Source organism: Planomicrobium soli (genome assembly GCF_003014655.1).
Classification (GTDB): domain Bacteria; phylum Bacillota; class Bacilli; order Bacillales_A; family Planococcaceae; genus Planococcus; species Planococcus soli_B.
In genome coordinates, this window is record NZ_PYAT01000005.1 from 1 (window position 1) to 16805 (window position 16805).

General features: G+C 42.7%; 17 protein-coding genes, 7 tRNA genes and 1 rRNA gene. 24 read left to right on the forward strand and 1 reads right to left on the reverse strand.

Annotated elements, in window-relative coordinates:
- From rrf to B0H99_RS07450, 8 genes are all read left to right on the forward strand, one after another.
- A 5S ribosomal RNA gene (rrf, locus tag B0H99_RS07415) occupies positions 1-97 on the forward strand; the annotation flags it as partial.
- Between the two features lie 32 nt (positions 98-129).
- Positions 130-202: transfer RNA gene (locus B0H99_RS07420), tRNA-Thr, on the forward strand.
- A 54-nt stretch (positions 203-256) separates the two neighbouring features.
- Positions 257-331, forward strand: a tRNA-Glu gene (locus B0H99_RS07425).
- A gap of 19 nt (positions 332-350) precedes the next feature.
- A tRNA-Val gene (locus B0H99_RS07430) sits at positions 351-426 on the forward strand.
- Between the two features lie 9 nt (positions 427-435).
- Positions 436-519, forward strand: a tRNA-Tyr gene (locus B0H99_RS07435).
- Positions 520-537: 18 nt separating this feature from the next.
- Positions 538-612, forward strand: a tRNA-Gln gene (locus tag B0H99_RS07440).
- Between the two features lie 10 nt (positions 613-622).
- Positions 623-695, forward strand: a tRNA-Lys gene (locus tag B0H99_RS07445).
- A 29-nt stretch (positions 696-724) separates the two neighbouring features.
- Positions 725-797, forward strand: a tRNA-Ala gene (locus B0H99_RS07450).
- Positions 798-867: 70 nt separating this feature from the next.
- On the opposite strand, the gene B0H99_RS07455 is transcribed toward B0H99_RS07450, so the two are convergent.
- Positions 868-1947 carry a citrate synthase/methylcitrate synthase gene (locus tag B0H99_RS07455; RefSeq protein WP_106533027.1) on the reverse strand — a complete coding sequence of 360 codons (1080 nt, stop codon included), beginning with the start codon at positions 1945-1947 and terminating at the stop codon, positions 868-870.
- A gap of 103 nt (positions 1948-2050) precedes the next feature.
- Here B0H99_RS07455 and B0H99_RS07460 point away from each other — a divergent pair, with 103 nt between their 5' ends.
- The 16 genes from B0H99_RS07460 to B0H99_RS07545 all read left to right on the forward strand — a co-directional run bounded on the left by B0H99_RS07460 (position 2051) and on the right by B0H99_RS07545 (position 16558).
- Positions 2051-2932 (forward strand): LysR family transcriptional regulator, encoded by an 882-nt coding sequence (locus B0H99_RS07460; protein WP_106533028.1) that lies wholly within the window; start codon positions 2051-2053, stop codon positions 2930-2932.
- Between the two features lie 15 nt (positions 2933-2947).
- The gene (locus tag B0H99_RS07465) at positions 2948-3511 is read left to right on the forward strand and encodes a GNAT family N-acetyltransferase (protein ID WP_106533029.1); all 564 of its coding nucleotides are present in this window, start codon (positions 2948-2950) and stop codon (positions 3509-3511) included.
- A gap of 70 nt (positions 3512-3581) precedes the next feature.
- Positions 3582-4490 carry an arginase gene (rocF, locus tag B0H99_RS07470; RefSeq protein WP_106533030.1) on the forward strand — a complete coding sequence of 303 codons (909 nt, stop codon included), beginning with the start codon at positions 3582-3584 and terminating at the stop codon, positions 4488-4490.
- A gap of 99 nt (positions 4491-4589) precedes the next feature.
- Positions 4590-5045: a GNAT family N-acetyltransferase gene (locus B0H99_RS07475; RefSeq protein WP_106533031.1), complete on the forward strand. Its 456-nt coding sequence runs from the start codon at positions 4590-4592 to the stop codon at positions 5043-5045.
- Positions 5046-5258: 213 nt separating this feature from the next.
- A complete protein-coding gene (sigW, locus tag B0H99_RS07480; protein ID WP_106533032.1) occupies positions 5259-5822 on the forward strand; it encodes an RNA polymerase sigma factor SigW in 564 nt (187 codons plus the stop codon).
- Positions 5823-5834: 12 nt separating this feature from the next.
- On the forward strand, positions 5835-6467 hold the full coding sequence (locus B0H99_RS07485; RefSeq protein WP_106533033.1) for a zf-HC2 domain-containing protein: 633 nt from the start codon (positions 5835-5837) through the stop codon (positions 6465-6467).
- A gap of 104 nt (positions 6468-6571) precedes the next feature.
- Positions 6572-7411 carry a diadenylate cyclase CdaA gene (cdaA, locus tag B0H99_RS07490; RefSeq protein ID WP_106533034.1) on the forward strand — a complete coding sequence of 280 codons (840 nt, stop codon included), beginning with the start codon at positions 6572-6574 and terminating at the stop codon, positions 7409-7411.
- On the forward strand, positions 7404-8411 hold the full coding sequence (locus tag B0H99_RS07495; RefSeq protein ID WP_106533035.1) for a CdaR family protein: 1008 nt from the start codon (positions 7404-7406) through the stop codon (positions 8409-8411). Before cdaA ends, B0H99_RS07495 begins: the two co-directional genes overlap by 8 nt.
- Positions 8412-8466: 55 nt before the next feature.
- Complete coding sequence (gene glmM / locus B0H99_RS07500) at positions 8467-9816, forward strand: phosphoglucosamine mutase (protein WP_106533036.1); 1350 nt, start codon at positions 8467-8469, stop codon at positions 9814-9816.
- A gap of 435 nt (positions 9817-10251) precedes the next feature.
- Complete coding sequence (glmS, locus tag B0H99_RS07505) at positions 10252-12054, forward strand: glutamine--fructose-6-phosphate transaminase (isomerizing) (protein ID WP_106533037.1); 1803 nt, start codon at positions 10252-10254, stop codon at positions 12052-12054.
- A gap of 180 nt (positions 12055-12234) precedes the next feature.
- A complete protein-coding gene (locus B0H99_RS07510; protein ID WP_106533038.1) occupies positions 12235-12804 on the forward strand; it encodes a DUF4256 domain-containing protein in 570 nt (189 codons plus the stop codon).
- A gap of 309 nt (positions 12805-13113) precedes the next feature.
- Entirely contained in the window at positions 13114-13443 is a 330-nt protein-coding gene (locus tag B0H99_RS07515) for a hypothetical protein (protein WP_106533039.1), read from the forward strand.
- 335 nt (positions 13444-13778) lie between these two features.
- Positions 13779-14264 carry an SRPBCC family protein gene (locus B0H99_RS07525; RefSeq protein ID WP_106533299.1) on the forward strand — a complete coding sequence of 162 codons (486 nt, stop codon included), beginning with the start codon at positions 13779-13781 and terminating at the stop codon, positions 14262-14264.
- Positions 14265-14498: 234 nt separating this feature from the next.
- On the forward strand, positions 14499-14966 hold the full coding sequence (locus B0H99_RS07530; RefSeq protein ID WP_181313614.1) for a GNAT family N-acetyltransferase: 468 nt from the start codon (positions 14499-14501) through the stop codon (positions 14964-14966).
- Between the two features lie 36 nt (positions 14967-15002).
- Positions 15003-15506: a hypothetical protein gene (locus B0H99_RS07535; RefSeq protein ID WP_106533041.1), complete on the forward strand. Its 504-nt coding sequence runs from the start codon at positions 15003-15005 to the stop codon at positions 15504-15506.
- A gap of 341 nt (positions 15507-15847) precedes the next feature.
- Positions 15848-16558 carry a 3-keto-5-aminohexanoate cleavage protein gene (locus B0H99_RS07545; protein WP_106533043.1) on the forward strand — a complete coding sequence of 237 codons (711 nt, stop codon included), beginning with the start codon at positions 15848-15850 and terminating at the stop codon, positions 16556-16558.
- Positions 16559-16805: the final 247 nt, after the last annotated feature.

Consider the following 16805-nt stretch of genomic DNA (forward strand, 5'->3'; position numbering starts at 1 on the left):
AGGCCACACCCGTTCCCATCCCGAACACGGAAGTTAAGCTCTTTTGCGCCGATGGTAGTTGGGGGTCTCCCCCTGTGAGAGTAGGACGTCGCTGGGCTATTTTATATTTTTATCTACACCTTTTACCTTGCTTCCATAGCTCAGCAGGTAGAGTGCTTCCATGGTAAGGAAGAGGTCACCGGTTCGAGCCCGGTTGGAAGCTTTTGATTTCCTATAAGATTTCTTTTGAAACAGGCAGTGCATCACATTTTATAATGGCCCCTTGGTCAAGCGGTTAAGACACCGCCCTTTCACGGCGGTAACACGGGTTCGAATCCCGTAGGGGTCACCATTATTTTTTTCATTTATGTGGAGGATTAGCTCAGCTGGGAGAGCATCTGCCTTACAAGCAGAGGGTCGGCGGTTCGATCCCGTCATCCTCCACCATAAATTCTCGGTGGGGTAGCGAAGTGGCTAAACGCGGCGGACTGTAAATCCGCTCCTTCGGGTTCGGCAGTTCGAATCTGCCCCCCACCACCAGTTTTATATATATGGCATTGGGGTATAGCCAAGCGGTAAGGCAACGGGTTTTGATCCCGTCATGCCCTGGTTCGAATCCAGGTACCCCAGCCATTTTTATTGTGAGCCATTAGCTCAGTTGGTAGAGCATCTGACTTTTAATCAGAGGGTCGAAGGTTCGAATCCTTCATGGCTCATTTTTATCATCCTTGCGCCTGTTGAGCGCGGGGCCTTAGCTCAGCTGGGAGAGCGCGACGCTGGCAGCGTCGAGGTCAGGGGTTCGAGCCCCCTAGGCTCCATTGTTCCATGTGTATTTGTACTATCCATGTGTGAAAAGCCCGTATCCATTCATTTGGATGCGGGCTTTTTTTAGTTTCCAATGTACTCGGATTGCGGTCGGAAGATGACATTGTCTTGCTGCTGTTCAAGTGCATGAGCTGTCCAACCGACGATGCGGGCAATGCTGAAGGTCGGTGTAAAAAGTTCAGGCGGCATGTCGATAGAGCGCATGATGGCGGCTGCATAAAATTCGACGTTGGTGTAAAGCGCACGTCCGGGTTTATGAGCATTCAGCAAACGAATAATTTCCGCTTCGGCTGTGACTGCCAGGTCGAGCCATGAGTCTTTTCCTTGAAGTGCTAAGCATTTCTCGCGCAATAGTATCGATCGAGGATCTTCGGTTCGGTAAACGCGATGGCCAAACCCCATAATTTTTTCTCCTTTTTCCAATTTGCTTAGTATTACTGGTGTGACGTTTTCAGGTTCTCCGATTTCATTCAATAATTCAATTACACCAGAAGGGGCACCTCCGTGAAGCGGACCTTTCATTGTACCGAGAGCCGACGTAATAGCAGATGTTAAATCGGATTCGGTGGAAATGGTAACACGTGCCGCAAAAGTAGAGGCATTCATGCCATGTTCCATCGTCAGTTTCATGTATGTTTCCAATGCTTCCACTTGAGCCGGGGCTGGATCAAAGCCTTCAAGCATCCATAAATAGTTTGCGGTGTGCCCGAAGCTGCTTTGCGGACGGATAATTTCTGCGCTGATTTGAAGTCGGTATGCCATTGCGGTCAAAACGGGAAGTGCACCAGTAAGAGCTATAGCTTGTTCATTCGTTGGCAGCGCTGCAAAAGCGTAATGCGTATAAGCAGATACTAACGTGCGTATGCTATCCATAATTGGTGTACCTGGCGGCAAAAGCTTAGCCATATCAATGATGTGAGAAGGAAGTAGGCGGTATTGAATCAACTGCGCCGTCAATTTTTCAAGTTCCTCAGAAGAAGGAAATCTGCCATGCCATAGATAATAAGCAGTTTCTTCAAATGACTTTCCTTCGATCACTTCACCGACCAGTTTACCACGATAGCGCAACTCCCCTTTCTCTCCATCTACAGAAGAAATGCCTGTCTGAACAGCAACTACGTCTTTCAAACCTTTCTGAAACATATTAATTCCTCCTTTTTTATAAGAATACCTCTAGTCTTTAATAATAAAAATTAAAGATATATAATTAGAACAATTCAATTTATTAATTGAAAAGAGGGAGAGAATGGAGATTGCTTGGCTGAAGACATTTGTTGATGCAGCAGAGACATTGAATTTCCGCAAAACAGCTGAACGGCTATTGATGTCACAACCGAATGTTACTGTCCATATTAGGCTGTTAGAAGACAGTTTGAGCGTTTCTTTGTTCAAACGTGATAAGAACCGGGTTACGTTGACAGAGGCGGGGAAGCACTTTAAGGGAGATGCAGAAAGGATTCTGATTCAACTAGATGAAAGTGTTGAAAACCTCCTGGCATTTGCCCAAGGCTATCGAAAAAAATGGACGCTGGCAATTTCCCCATTGATGGCGGAAACCATTTTGCCGTATATCTTGAAGTCTTTTACTCGGGATCATCCTGACGTGGAACTCGTGATTCGCATAGAAGAATCGGAACAGATAGAAGAACTGGTAGAAGCAGGAGAAGTGTCTGCTGGGATTTCCGCATTGCCTTCAATGCGCCGAAACATTTTACATGAAAAGGCTTATGACGATCCAATCCTGTTTGTTTTGCCGAGGGACGCATACGACGATGAAACAGGGCCAGCGGTTTCTGTGGAAGCAGCATTGGAGGCATCTTACTTGTTCACGCATCACCATCCAGTTTTCTGGGAAGAACTTCTCGTGAAATTGCGTATCCGGGTTCCAGGGATACGGACGATGAAGGTAACGCAAGCATATATTGCAAAACGTTTTATCCAAGAGGGGCTTGGTGTTTCCTTTCTGCCGCGGTCAATGGTGCGGCGAGAATTAATCGAGGGGCGGCTGATGGAAGCACATTTCGACTTGTTTCCATTGCCGGTGGTTTCAACATATTTGTTGACAAAAGAGATGGGGGAATTGGAGCAAGAGTTTCTAAGGCGGATTCAAGCTGTATATTTTAGCTAAAAGGGGAGAAGGAATATGATATTGGAACAATCGAATGTGAGACTGAGATTAATGGAAAAAGAGGATTTTCAGTCGCTTTGGGATCTCTATACACCAGAAATATTTGAACATATGCTAACAAAAGTAGAAACGTTCGAGCAACTGGTGAATTGGCTTGAATCAGGTCTTGGCAAACCAGATGTTTTTTCTTTTGTAGTGGAGAGTATGGAAACATCGCAAGTGATCGGTACTACACGCATTTATGCAATTGACAAGAAAAATAAAAGTTGTGAAATTGGTTCTACTTTCTATGCAGAATCGGCACAGCGGACACATGTGAATACTGCGGTAAAACTGGCGTTATTAACGTATTGTTTTGAAGAGTTGAGTATGATTCGTGTCCAATTCAAAACGGATGCTGAGAATCTTCGTTCGCAACTGGCGTTAGAGCGAATCGGCGCCGTAAAAGAAGGGATTCTGCGCAATGAACGAATCTGTTCAACGGGTAAGCCAAGAGATGCAATGGTGTATTCGATTATTAATACGGAATGGAAGGGGGTTAAAAAGAAATTGATAGAAAAATTGCATAAATATGCGTAATTATATCGAGTTGAGCCAAAGACGATTTTGCTAGTACAATGAATTCATACTTGTAAGGGGGTACATAATAGTGAACAAATTAAATATATCAATCATCGGTGTCCCAATGGACCACGGACAAAATCGTCGCGGCGTCGACATGGGACCGAGCGCTATCCGTTATGCAGGAGTGGTAGAGCGAATTGAAAGCCTTGGCCATACAGTGACAGATGAAGGGGATATCTTAATCGGACCAGCAGATGGAACGGTTGAATATGCTACTAACATGCGTAATCTGAAAGCGATTACAGATGCTAGCACGGCACTTGGCGATAAAGTGCATGAAGTGGCAGAAGCAGGGAACTTCCCACTTGTTCTTGGAGGCGACCATAGTATTGCTATCGGAACGCTTTCCGGCATTTCCGAGCGCCATGAGAATTTAGGCGTGATCTGGTATGATGCGCATGCTGATATGAATACGAGCGATACGTCGCCATCTGGCAATATTCACGGTATGCCGCTTGCTGCAAGTTTTGGTCTTGGCCATGAGCAATTGACGCATATCCGCGGATATTCGCCTAAGGTAAAGCCAGAGAATATTGTCATCATCGGTGCGAGATCGGTTGACCCTGGCGAACGGCAATTGATTAAAGAACTTGGCATCCGAGTTTACAGCATGCATGAAATTGATAAAATGGGTATGAGTGCGGTGATTGAAGATACGCTCCGCTATTTGAAAGAAGAGCGGAAAACCGATGCAGTCCATCTGTCTTTAGACCTTGATGGCATCGACCCTATCTACACACCAGGTGTCGGGACACCGGTTCCAGGCGGCATTAGCTATCGCGAAAGCCATTTAGCAATGGAAATGCTGCATGATGCAGGCATAATTACTTCTGCGGAATTTGTCGAAGTAAATCCGATTTTAGATGAAAAAAACCGTACGGCAGATGTAGCTGTTGCACTTATGGGTTCATTATTCGGAGAAAAACTACTTTAAAACAGGCGAAAGCCTGTTTTTTTGTTTTATAGAATACATAGGTAACAGGAAAATGGATCTTCTATCTAGAAGTATTAACGCAATCAAGGAGGAGGATCCATGAAAATTAGAATCGATGATTTATCTGGTGAAGAAATAGCGGATTTGCTGGAAGAGCATTTGCAGGATATGGCCCAACACTCTCCGCCCGAAAGCATTCATGCGCTCGACTTGAGTAACTTACGAAAACCAGAAATTACATTTTGGAGCGCCTGGGAAGGGGATGGATTGGCCGGTTGCGGAGCACTTAAAGAATTGGATAGTGATCATGGAGAAATAAAGTCGATGCGTACAAGTCCATCCTACCGCCGGAAAGGCGTCGCAAAGTTTTTGCTTGAGCACATCATTGAGGAATCTGAACGTCGGGGATATAAGCGCCTAAGTCTGGAAACAGGATCCATGGAAGCATTTGAGCCGGCGCGAAAGCTTTATGCCAGTTTTGGTTTCCGCTATTGTGAACCTTTCTCGGATTATAGGGAAGACTCGAATAGCGTTTTTATGGATAAAAAGTTGTGATCATTGTTTTGTGTGTTTTATTCTACTGAATCGAGGATCGAGAGAGCTGGGCGATTTTATTTGTCCAGCTTTTAATTTGAGAAAAATTGTAAGATTTTAGATGGATTTAGCTATCTGATATTTGTTACGATAGAAGGAGAAATTTTTTTGAAACTTTTTATCGAGTAATCCGTATATAAATGACAGCCGCATACGGCGGAGGGAAATGAAATCATGGATGCGTTAGTAAATAAGAGAATAGCGAAAGTAATAAAAGGCGACCAAAACGCTTTTGCCGAAATTGTGGAGCTCTACCAGCACCAGCTTTATCAAATCTGTTATCGGATGCTTGGCAACAAGCACGAGGCAGAAGATATTGCACAGGAAGCATTTATGCGTGCTTATGTAAACATTCATACGTTCGACCAAAAGCGAAAGTTTTCGACGTGGCTTTACCGAATAGCCACAAATTTGTGCATCGACAGAATTCGTAAGAAAAAACCGGATTACTATCTGGATGCGGAAGTGCGCGGAGCGGAAGGTTTGGATATGTATTCGAAGATCGCAAATGACGATCAGCTTCCAGAAGAAGAATTAATGCAGATGGAAGTGCAAGAACGGGTGCAATACGAAATTAGCCGCTTGCCAGATAAGTACCGTGCCGCTATTGTATTAAAGTACATCGAAGAATTGCCGCTCGCGGAAATCAGCGAAATCTTGGATTTGCCATTGGGTACGGTGAAGACACGGATACACCGCGGAAGAGAAGCTCTTCGAAAGCAATTGAGCAATTTGTAGGAGGCGAACACGATGAAAGCGTGTCCGGAGAATATCGTCCATTTTATGAACGATTACTTAGATGGAGATATCAGTTCAACAGATGAGGCAACGCTGAAAGAGCATTTGAAAAGCTGCAGCGATTGCCAGAAACTTTACCACGAATTAAGCAAAACGATTGCATTTGTCCAAAGTGCATCACATATACATGCGCCTTCTGATTTTGTTCAAAAGACGATGGCGCGGCTTCCGAAAGAGAAAAAGCAAGCCAACATCCAAAGATGGTTCAGGCAACACCCGCTTTTAACGGCAGCGGCCTTGTTTTGCATCATGACCAGTGCCATGCTATTCTCGAATTTCAACAATGACCAGCAGTTTTCTTTTACAAAGCAGCCAAACTTAGTGGTTGAAGGGGAAACGGTCGTAGTGCCTGAAGGCAAGACGGTGACCGGCGATCTGACAATCCGGAATGGCGATTTGCGAGTAGAAGGTGAATTGCATGGTGATGTGACCATCGTCAATGGGCAGTATATGGCTTCAAGCGGTGTGATTACCGGTGAAATTGAAGAAATTGATAAAGCGTTTGAATGGCTCTGGTATACGATAAAAAGCGGCATAAAAGAAGCTGCTTCCATTTTCGACAATAATAGCGCCCAAGCTGAATAAAAAAACTCGCCCTTTTGAAAAGGGCGAGTTTTTTCAATAAAGGCAAGCTGATTTTATTATGCTATACTATTCTATATGCAGATGTAGAAAAGCGAGGGTTGCAGATGCCGTTTTTGGATAATATAACACAACAAACACCACTCGAACTGCTAGTGAATATAGTTGATATTTTATTAGTTTGGTTCGTTGTTTATAAATTGATCACTGTCATAAAAGGCACAAAAGCCGTTCAATTACTAAAAGGAATATTTGTTATCATCATAGTGCGTCTTGTGACCGTAGCGCTGAATTTGGAAACGCTCGGCTGGATTATGCAACAAGTGTTGGAGTGGGGGTTCCTGGCAATTATCATTATTTTCCAACCGGAACTTCGGAGGGCGCTTGAGCAGTTGGGGCGCGGCAAATTGTTTTCAACGAGTACACTGAACGAAGAATCCGAACGCAACCGACTGATTGATGCGATGTCCAAATCAGTTAGTTACATGGCGAAACGCCGAATTGGCGCACTCGTTTCAATTGAGCGCGAGACTGGGTTGAGTGAATATATTGAAACAGGCATTCCGATGAATTCAGACATTACGTCAGAGTTATTGATTAACTTATTCATCCCCAATACACCACTTCACGATGGAGCCGTCATCGTTCAAAAAAACCGCATTGCAGCCGCAGCATGTTATTTGCCGCTCTCAGAAAGCCCTTTTATTTCAAAAGATCTTGGGACGCGCCACCGAGCCGCTCTTGGCATTAGTGAGGTAACTGACGCTATCACCATTATCGTGTCGGAAGAAACTGGAGCCATCAGTTTGACGGCGAATGGAGACCTGCACCGGAACTTGTCGCTTGAAGACTTTGAAGTAAAATTGCGTAGAATTTGGTTTGGCGAGAACCAACAACTACCGGCAGCTTCTTCCTTATGGAAATGGAGGGGGAAAAACAATGGATAAATGGATGGACAACCCGTGGTTTTTACGAATTACTGCTCTGTTGTTAGCGTTTCTTTTGTTCTTTTCTGTAAAAGCGGATGACAACGCGGCTAATCCGGTTGAAACGACGACAATGACTGAAGAATTAGAAGGGGTTAAATTAGAGGTTTACTACGATAATACAAGCTTGATAGTCAGCGGAGTGCCAGAAACAGTCGATCTGACGATTACTGGGCCAGCAAGCATTGTACAAACCGCCCGCCAGATAAAGGATTTCACGCTCTTTGTTGATTTACGGCAATTGCCGATTGGGGAACATCAAGTGCCGATTCAAACAGAAAATCTTTCTGAACAGCTTCGGGTAAGAGTTGATCCAAGTGTGGTGAATGTCACGATTGAAGAGCGGGTTACCCAAGAATTTCAAATCGAACCAGAATTAAACGAGCGCTTGCTAAAAGAAGGATTTGTGTTAGATAGTATGGAAGTGAATCCGAAAACCGTAACAGTAACAGGGCCTAAAAGTGTCATTGACTCCATTAGTTTCGTAAAAGCTACCGTAACTGGTGAACAAGATTTAGACAAATCTTTTACAACAGAAGCTAATGTTCGTGTTTTAGCGAATGATTTAACAAAATTGGAAAATGTTACAATAGACCCTGGCATTGTGGGTGTAAATGTTAGTATAAAAGAGTACAGTAAAGAAGTGCCGGTAACTATTAAACAAAATGGGGAAACGCAAAAAGGGATGACGATTGATTCCTTGACTAGTTCTATCGAAACGGTGGAAATTTACGGACCGAAAACAGCAGTAGATCAAGTCGAAGAATATGTAATAGAAATTGAAGCGGGCGCAATCACCCCGACAAACACAGACCTGGAAGTTGAACTTAAGGCACCAGCCGGCACTACTGCCGTCAAGCCGGGCAATACAATCTTGAAAGCGGACGTCACAGTAGACGAGAACGCTGAATTGCCTGAGGGCATTGGAGATCTTAAAGTGGCGGACGAATCGAACCCTTAAAAGTGGATTTAGAAGAAGTACTATTCTATAGAATGAGATTGAAGGAGAGAAAAAAATGGGAAAATATTTTGGAACTGATGGTGTACGAGGCGTAGCAAACAGCGAATTGACACCAGAGCTAGCATTTAAATTAGGCCGCATTGGCGGTTACATTTTAACAAAACATTCAAAAGACAAACCAAAAGTGCTTATTGGGCGTGATACAAGGATTTCCGGTGAAATGCTTGAAGGTGCACTGCTTGCAGGCTTATTGAGTGTAGGAGCTGAAGTGATGCGTTTGGGCGTTATCAGTACCCCAGGTGTTGCTTATCTAACACGAGTTATGAGCGCAGAAGCCGGTGTAATGATTTCAGCTTCCCACAACCCAGTAGAAGATAATGGCATCAAATTTTTTGGTTCAGACGGCTTCAAGCTGTCCGATGACCAAGAAGCAGAAATTGAAGCATTGCTTGATAGCAATGAAGATGCTCTGCCTCGTCCTACTGGTGGAGACCTTGGCAGCGTTACCGATTACTTCGAAGGCGGACAAAAGTATATTCAATACCTGAAGCAAACCGTAGACGAGGAATTTGCAGGAATCCATGTAGCGCTTGATTGTGCCCACGGTGCAACTTCTTCACTTGCGACTCATGTGTTTGCCGATCTTGACGCCGACATTTCTTCAATGGGTGCATCACCGAATGGCTTGAACATCAACGACAAAGTCGGATCCACACATCCTGAAAAATTGGCGGAGATGGTCCTTGCGAAAAATGCGGATATCGGCCTTGCGTTTGACGGTGATGGAGACCGGTTGATTGCGGTAGATGAAAAGGGGCAGATTGTAGATGGCGATCAGATCATGTACATAATTGCGAAGCATTTGCACTCAGAAGGCCGTCTTCAAAAAGATACAGTCGTTTCGACAGTCATGAGCAATATGGGCTTTTATAAAGCATTAGAAGCGCATGGCATCGCCAGCAACAAGACGGCAGTTGGAGACCGGTATGTTGTTGAGGAAATGAAGAAAAATGAATTTAATTTAGGCGGAGAACAATCCGGCCATATCATTTTCTTGGATTATAATACGACAGGTGATGGGCTATTAACAGGATTGCAGCTGGTCAACATTATGAAAGTTACTGGCAAAAAATTATCAGAATTGGCAGCTGAAATGACTATTTTTCCACAAAAGTTAGTCAATATTCGCGTGACTGATAAGCATGCAGTGACAGACAATGAAAAAGTTGCAGGTGTGATTGAAAACGTAGAACGGGAAATGAATGGCAACGGCCGTGTGCTTGTCCGCCCTTCAGGAACTGAGCCATTGGTACGTGTCATGGTAGAAGCGGCTTCTTCGGAAGACTGTGAAAACTATGTCGAGCAAATTGCTAATGTTGTTCGCATGGAAATGGGAACTAATTAATATAAACAATCAGGTTGGAAGCTTTTGCTTCCAACCTTTTTCTATTGAAAGGTATATTGAACTAATGATTCATTGTTTTTTAAGATAATGTACCTAAATAATTATTTGATTCTATTGACGAAATTGTATTAAAAAGGTATGATGGCTTTACCTGTTTAAGGTCGCTAAAAAAGGGGGATAGGAATGCGTACGAGGAAGACAGTTGAAGCGCCAGTACTGGGGAAATCGGATGGACAAATCAGTCCCTAGTAGACGAGGAGGAGGAGTATCGAGATTTCGGCGGATACCTCCCGGCCGTGAAGCCCGGTCGTTATATTCACCTTTAAAACAGTTGAGCGATCAGCTGGACAACGAGATGGATGGGCTCGCTAAAAGTGTTTGCGCTTTGCAAACGCTCATTTGGATTGGACTTATAGAAAACGGAGGAATTGGAATATGTGTGGAATTGTCGGGTACATTGGAGAAAATGATTCAAAAGAGATCTTATTGAAAGGTCTTGAAAAATTAGAATACCGCGGGTATGACTCAGCGGGTATTGCTGTCCGCAATGGCAGCGGCATTACAGTTTTCAAAGAAAAAGGGCGCATTGCAGATTTGCGCGCAATCGTTGAAGAGGACGTGGTTGGAACAACTGGGATTGGCCATACACGTTGGGCAACGCACGGTAAACCAAACCGCGTAAACGCTCACCCTCACCAAAACGGAAACGAACGTTTTACATTGGTTCATAACGGCGTTATCGAAAACTACCACCACATTCAGCGCGATTATTTGGCAGATGTGCAAATGGAATCGGATACGGATACAGAAATCATCGTACAGTTGATTGGCAAATTTGTTGAAGAAGGTTTGACTACAGAAGAAGCATTCAGCAAAACTCTTGCTTTGCTGAAAGGTTCTTATGCAATTGCATTGCTTGATGCAGAAGAGGAAGAAACGATCTTTGTAGCAAAAAACAAAAGCCCGTTGCTGGTTGGACTAGGCGAAGGCTTTAACGTTGTAGCATCTGATGCTATGGCAATGTTGCAAGTAACAGACAAATTCCTTGAATTAATGGATAAGGAAATCGTCATTGTCCGCAAAGAAGGCGTTGAGATTTTGACGCTTGACGGCGAAAAAATCAGCCGTCAGCCATTCACAGCTGAAATCGATATGAGCGATATTGAAAAAGGCACTTACCCTCACTATATGTTAAAAGAAATTGACGAGCAGCCAGCAGTTGTCCGTAAAATCGTCCAAGCTTACCAAGATGAAAACGATAAATTGTTCATCCAGTCGGAAATTTTGGATGCTATGCAAGAAGCAGACCGCATCCATATTATCGCAGCCGGCACTAGCTACCATGCTGGTTTGATTGGCAAAGAGTACTTGGAAAAAATGGCTGGCATCCCAGTAGAAGTGCACGTTTCAAGCGAGTTTGGCTACAACATGCCGCTTCTATCCGAAAAACCGTTGTTCATCTTTATCTCGCAATCAGGCGAAACAGCGGACAGCCGCCAAGTATTGGTGAAAATCAAAGAACTAGGCCACACGTCTTTAACAATTACAAACGTAGCAGGTTCTACGCTTTCCCGTGAGGCGGACCATACGTTATTGCTTTATGCAGGACCTGAAATCGCAGTGGCTTCTACGAAAGCTTACACAGCACAATTGGCTGTATTGTCAATCTTGGCTGCTGTAACTGCAGAAGCGCGCGGCATCGACCTTGGCTTTAACCTTGTGCAAGAATTGGGTATTGTAGCAAACGCAATCCAGGCGCAAATTGATGCTAAAGAAGAGATGGAACAAATCGCTAGCGAGTTCCTTTCAACTACACGCAACTGCTTCTTTATCGGCCGCGTAATGGATTACTTCGTTGGTCTAGAAGGCGCATTGAAACTGAAAGAAATTTCGTATATTCAAGCAGAAGGATTTGCCGGAGGCGAGTTGAAGCACGGAACGATCGCTTTGATCGAAGAAGGTACACCTGTTATCGCACTTGCAACTCAAGAAGCGGTAAACTTGAACATTCGCGGTAACGTCAAAGAAGTGGCAGCACGTGGCGCAAATCCATGCATCATTTCCATGGAAGGCTTGCAAGAAGCTGGCGACAGCTTAGTGCTTCCAAAAGTCCATGAATTGCTTTCGCCGTTAGTAGCAGTTATCCCGTTGCAGTTGATCAGCTACTTTGCAGCGCTTCACCGCGATTGCGACGTTGACAAACCACGCAACTTGGCTAAATCGGTTACAGTTGAATAATCTTTAGTTAAATAAAAAAGAGTTAACGTGCATTTACGTTAACTCTTTTTTATTTCTTAATCGGAAAAAGATATACTTAAATAGGGAATAGTTAAGCTTTTATAAAAACAAGGCAATTAATCAGTTGATATGGTCTTTGGTGCATTGTCCAACAGTAAAAACGACAAGGGAGGAATTAGTATGGCAAATGTTGAAGAAAAAACGCTGACGCAAGAACAGCACGAAGAATTGATCAATACGTTGAAGGCCCGTTTTGAAAAAAACATACATCGTCATGAAGGGTTTGTATGGGACAAAATCCAAGCAAAGCTGGAAGATGCTGCCGACAAGCTATGGTCGCTGGGTGAAATGGAAAGAACAGGCGGAGAGCCGGATGTCGTGGATTATGATGCTAAGAAAGATGAATATGTTTTTTGTGATTGCTCCCCAGAAACCCCTAAAGGACGAAGAAGTGTTTGTTTCGACCGTGAAGCGCTAGAGTCCCGAAAAAAACACAAACCTGAAAATAGTGTTGTTGACATGGCTGCTGCTATGGGAATCGATCTATTGAGTGAAGAACAATATAGAGAACTGCAGAAACTTGAAGTTTTTGATAAGAAAACATCGAGCTGGATACAGACACCTGCTGATATAAGAGAACGCGGCGGGGCCCTTTTTTGCGATTATCGCTATGGGCATGTTTTCGTATATCATAACGGGGCAGATTCCTATTACGCTTCCAGAGGATTTCGTGGCTTACTAAGAGTCTAAAGTTTTGGATAGCTATTTCGTTGAATAGACTATTGAAGTAAAAGTTTATTCTTTTATCAAGAAAAACTGGCGTATGCATAAAATAAGATTGAGAAAAGTGGGTCCATTATGGACTCGCTTTTTTACTTATATAAAAGAGGTCTTTTCTCCAATAAATTATATATAAGTTTTAGATTTAAAAGAACTAATAACGGTAAAACGTTAGGTATAAAGACTATTGTTATGTATAATAGGTGGATAGGGATAATTTCGTGGTAAAAGCAACTTAGATTAAAAAAATCTGTTTGCTATAAGACGTGGAGGGATAAAATGACGGATAAGGAAGTTATGAACTATCTATCTTCTTTTACACCTGAGACATTGCTGATAGAAAAAAATAAAGGGTTTGCGATAAGAGATATAGATTTGAAACTTATTGAAGAATTAAGGATAAAAGGCCTGACAGAAGAAATTATTAAAATCATTCTTTATTACGTGCTGAAGCGGGCTTATGGCCTTCGGTTTGATGTAGTAAGAAACATGGCGGAAAAGTGCGTTCTGCGAAATATAAAAACTAGGCAAGAAGCTTTTTACTTAACGGTCGAGGAAGACTTTCTCTGGAGGAACAGAAAAGTAAAATTAAGCAGGTGCGGATGTTAAAAAATTTAATATAAAATAATTGAATGGAAAAAGGCTAGATGTAAAAGTCCAGCCTTTTTTCTGTTGTGCCTGACTTCTGTTTTATTCCAGTTCTTTCGGTATGTTTCAAGAAGAAAATGGGTAAGGGTATAGTAAAGCAGCTAAGCGGTTTGTTGGTTTCAAGAACGGCTAAGGAGATCTTTGTGCTATAGTTTGCATCTGCCCAATCGATGAATGTTTTTAAAAGGTTTTTGCCGATCTTGTTTTTCGAAAAGAAATTATACGTTATGGAATGCGCAGGTTTCTATGTTACTAAAAAATTCTTTTATAAACTAGCTGAAAGAGGGATGAGGCTGATGAATGTTACTTCTACGGTTATGATTTCAATGGCAAGGCGTTTTGAGGCGAGGCCAGAGCGGGTTTTTGAAGCATGGGTAAGGCCAGAGGGGATGAAGAAATGGCTGTTTACATCAGAAGCTACAAATAAACTGGTGAAAAACGATTTGCAAGTAGGCGGCATGTGGGAAATCGTCGACCATCGCGACGGAACGGACTACCGGGCAATTGGCGAGTACCAAGAAATCCGACAGCCGAACAAGTTGGTTTTTACATTTGAGCTGCCGCAGTTCAACAATGCAGTAGATATTGTCAGAGTCACAATTTCCGAGGTAAGGGAAGCGACCGAAATGCTGTTCACCCAAGAAATCGTTGTGCCTCATGAAGAGGGCTGGTCGGATGAAGATGCAAAAAAGAATTTAGCTGAATTCGGAACTCAAACTGAGGAAGGCTGGAGCCAGATGTTTGATAGGTTGAAGCAGTTGGTTGAAGGAACCGTTAATTAGATTAGATGGGGCTAACTCTTGTATAGGGTTAGCTTTTTTATTTTAGCTTTCATAAACAAATTTAAAAGAAGCTAAAATCTTTATGTAAATATTGGTAAACTAATAGTAAAGGTTTTGAAGATGAAAAGTTGATAATTCTACGGAACTCATATTAGGGAATTTGAAAGAAGATATCGAGCTTTTTGACGAAGCGGGTCTTAAGGTTTTTGATTATGTTTAAGTAACGAGGAGGAAATGCAGGTGGATACTGAACTTATATTTCGATTAGCAACAGAACATGATTTGGACCGAATTGTTGAAATGCTTGCGGATGATGAGTTAGGGAGTACGAGAGAGCGTTATGAGAAGCCATTGCCAGAAAGTTATTTGAAAGCTTTTAAGGCTATTGCTGCTGATGCCAATAATGAGCTTGTAGTAGCGTCTCTTGAAAAAGAAGTTGTCGGCGTTCAGCAAATTACGTTTACTCCTTATATTACACACCAGGGCGGATGGCGGGCGACAATTGAAGGCGTCAGAACTTCTTCATCAGAACGCGGAAAAGGAATCGGCACGGCGCTTATACAGTTTGCAATTCAGCGCGCCAAAGAACGGGGTTGTCACTTAGTGCAACTCACAACCGACAAAAAGCGAGAAGATGCGCTGCGTTTTTATGAACAGCTCGGATTTATTGCAACGCACGAAGGAATGAAAATGAAGCTTTGAATTAATGGGAAAAATAAAAGCGAGAGAGGAAGACCGATGGCTAATGAAGTAGAGTTGTATTGTGAATTCTTAACGATTTCAAGTTTTTTAAACGAAGAATTGGGAATCGTTCCTGTTCTATACGGATCTTTAGGGCTTACAAAGGTGGCACAAGTCGATTTTTCTCCGCAAGACATTGATATTCTGGTGCCTTTGGTTTTTCTGCAAGGAAAATGGGGGGGGTTGAAGCAAGCGATGAAGAAGCAGGGATATCTGCTGATCGATTTGGAAGAGCATGAGTTTCAGAAAGAAGACATTAAAATCGGTTTTGCATTTACTGAGGATTTGAAAAGGTTTGCGGAAGTCGATTATAAGAAACTGGAGGTATTTGAAGAGGCGGGGGCTAAGTACTGTCAGCTTTCTCTTGCAGATTATTTAAAGGTTTATAACCAGTCAGCGCAAGATGGCTATAGGAGAACAAAAAATGACCATAAAGACTTGAAGAAGCTCAAGATTTTGAACAAGCTGGTTGATTCCCTTTCACAAGAAAATCACTTTTGAATACAGCAAATCCGGTTTGCAGTGTGCTGATTCGAAAAGTTCAAGAAGAGGCAAACTATCATGTATTGTTTATTGCCTCTACTGCCAAAATCATTAACGGTAAGTGCAACGAACAGCTTCGGAAAAGAAAAAAACAAGCAGCTGCTCCTTCAGGGATAAATTGTTTATTTTTATAGCGTGAGTAAGGAGATGTAACCCATCTTTGGATCAAGGATCATATAGCCAATCAATGAATAACATTTTTAAGCTCCCCTCCAAACCGGTTATTTCTGCAAAGCTATTAATAGCCAATTAAAATTTACTGGGGAAACTACAAGATTTCACATTCGAGGTGAATAGAAATGGTAATCCAAGTTTGTTTGAATGGCGGCCGGACCAAACAAGAACATGCACGAGTACCAATCACACTTGATGAAATTATAAAAGATATCCACATATTAAAAAACTTAGGGGTAGAACACTTTCATATTCACTTAAGAGATGGGGATGGGAAAGAAACCTTCGAGAACAGATTGCTTGCTCCGCAGATGCAAGTGCTGCGGCAACAATTTCCCGACATCAAAATTGGATTGAGCACCAATTTATTCGATGGCATGACTCCCGAAATTCGGCTTCGCCAAATTAACGGATGGAGATTCAACCCGGATTATGTATCAGTAAATCTATCGGAACCTGGAAGCTTAACGCTATGGGAAGTATTGAAGAACAAAGCAATCAAGACTGAAGCTGGCATATGGACAATGGATGACGCAGAATTATTCACGAAGAATAAATTGGATGAATATTGCGAACGCGTATTGATAGAGGTGTTCTTTTGGAAGATAGAAGAAGCTGTTTATCAAGCTAGTCGAATTAGTGCTTTTTTAGCCAAGCATGCTCATGCTTTAGAACAAGTGCATCACGGGGAAGAAATCAATACATGGAGTATAGCCGATCATGCATTAAAGCAAAAGCATGGAACACGTATCGGGCTAGAAGATACGCTAGTTTCAAGGGACGCGAAACCGGCTGTTAGCAATGAACAGCTTTACAAAGAACTGATGAGGCTTTAGCAGAGGGAACGGTTTGGTGAGAGATACAAGCCTCGCTCAAAAAAGAAATGCTGATATGTTGAAGAAGAGGCCAGCTCTATTAAGCGTCAGGATACTTAGATTAGAGATGCGAAAAGCCTGCTAATTCAAAATTGAAGAAGCAGGCTTTTAGATGTATAGCAAGGGCCTCATTGGTAAAGGCTGTTCTTTTGGCTTAGAAGATAAGAGGAATTCGCTGCTGCAAACTCGAAAAGATAACAAGATACTT

Excerpts from the sequence above, each read along its gene's own strand:
- B0H99_RS07455 (WP_106533027.1), bottom strand. The coding sequence starts at position 1,947 with ATGTTTCAGAAAGGTTTGAAAGACGTAGTTGCTGTTCAGACAGGCATT.
- B0H99_RS07460 (WP_106533028.1), top strand. The coding sequence starts at position 2,051 with ATGGAGATTGCTTGGCTGAAGACATTTGTTGATGCAGCAGAGACATTG.
- B0H99_RS07465 (WP_106533029.1), top strand. The coding sequence starts at position 2,948 with ATGATATTGGAACAATCGAATGTGAGACTGAGATTAATGGAAAAAGAG.
- B0H99_RS07475 (WP_106533031.1), top strand. The coding sequence starts at position 4,590 with ATGAAAATTAGAATCGATGATTTATCTGGTGAAGAAATAGCGGATTTG.
- sigW (WP_106533032.1), top strand. The coding sequence starts at position 5,259 with ATGGATGCGTTAGTAAATAAGAGAATAGCGAAAGTAATAAAAGGCGAC.
- B0H99_RS07485 (WP_106533033.1), top strand. The coding sequence starts at position 5,835 with ATGAAAGCGTGTCCGGAGAATATCGTCCATTTTATGAACGATTACTTA.
- cdaA (WP_106533034.1), top strand. The coding sequence starts at position 6,572 with ATGCCGTTTTTGGATAATATAACACAACAAACACCACTCGAACTGCTA.
- B0H99_RS07495 (WP_106533035.1), top strand. The coding sequence starts at position 7,404 with ATGGATAAATGGATGGACAACCCGTGGTTTTTACGAATTACTGCTCTG.
- glmM (WP_106533036.1), top strand. The coding sequence starts at position 8,467 with ATGGGAAAATATTTTGGAACTGATGGTGTACGAGGCGTAGCAAACAGC.
- glmS (WP_106533037.1), top strand. The coding sequence starts at position 10,252 with ATGTGTGGAATTGTCGGGTACATTGGAGAAAATGATTCAAAAGAGATC.
- B0H99_RS07510 (WP_106533038.1), top strand. The coding sequence starts at position 12,235 with ATGGCAAATGTTGAAGAAAAAACGCTGACGCAAGAACAGCACGAAGAA.
- B0H99_RS07515 (WP_106533039.1), top strand. The coding sequence starts at position 13,114 with ATGACGGATAAGGAAGTTATGAACTATCTATCTTCTTTTACACCTGAG.
- B0H99_RS07525 (WP_106533299.1), top strand. The coding sequence starts at position 13,779 with ATGAATGTTACTTCTACGGTTATGATTTCAATGGCAAGGCGTTTTGAG.
- B0H99_RS07530 (WP_181313614.1), top strand. The coding sequence starts at position 14,499 with ATGCAGGTGGATACTGAACTTATATTTCGATTAGCAACAGAACATGAT.
- B0H99_RS07535 (WP_106533041.1), top strand. The coding sequence starts at position 15,003 with ATGGCTAATGAAGTAGAGTTGTATTGTGAATTCTTAACGATTTCAAGT.
- B0H99_RS07545 (WP_106533043.1), top strand. The coding sequence starts at position 15,848 with ATGGTAATCCAAGTTTGTTTGAATGGCGGCCGGACCAAACAAGAACAT.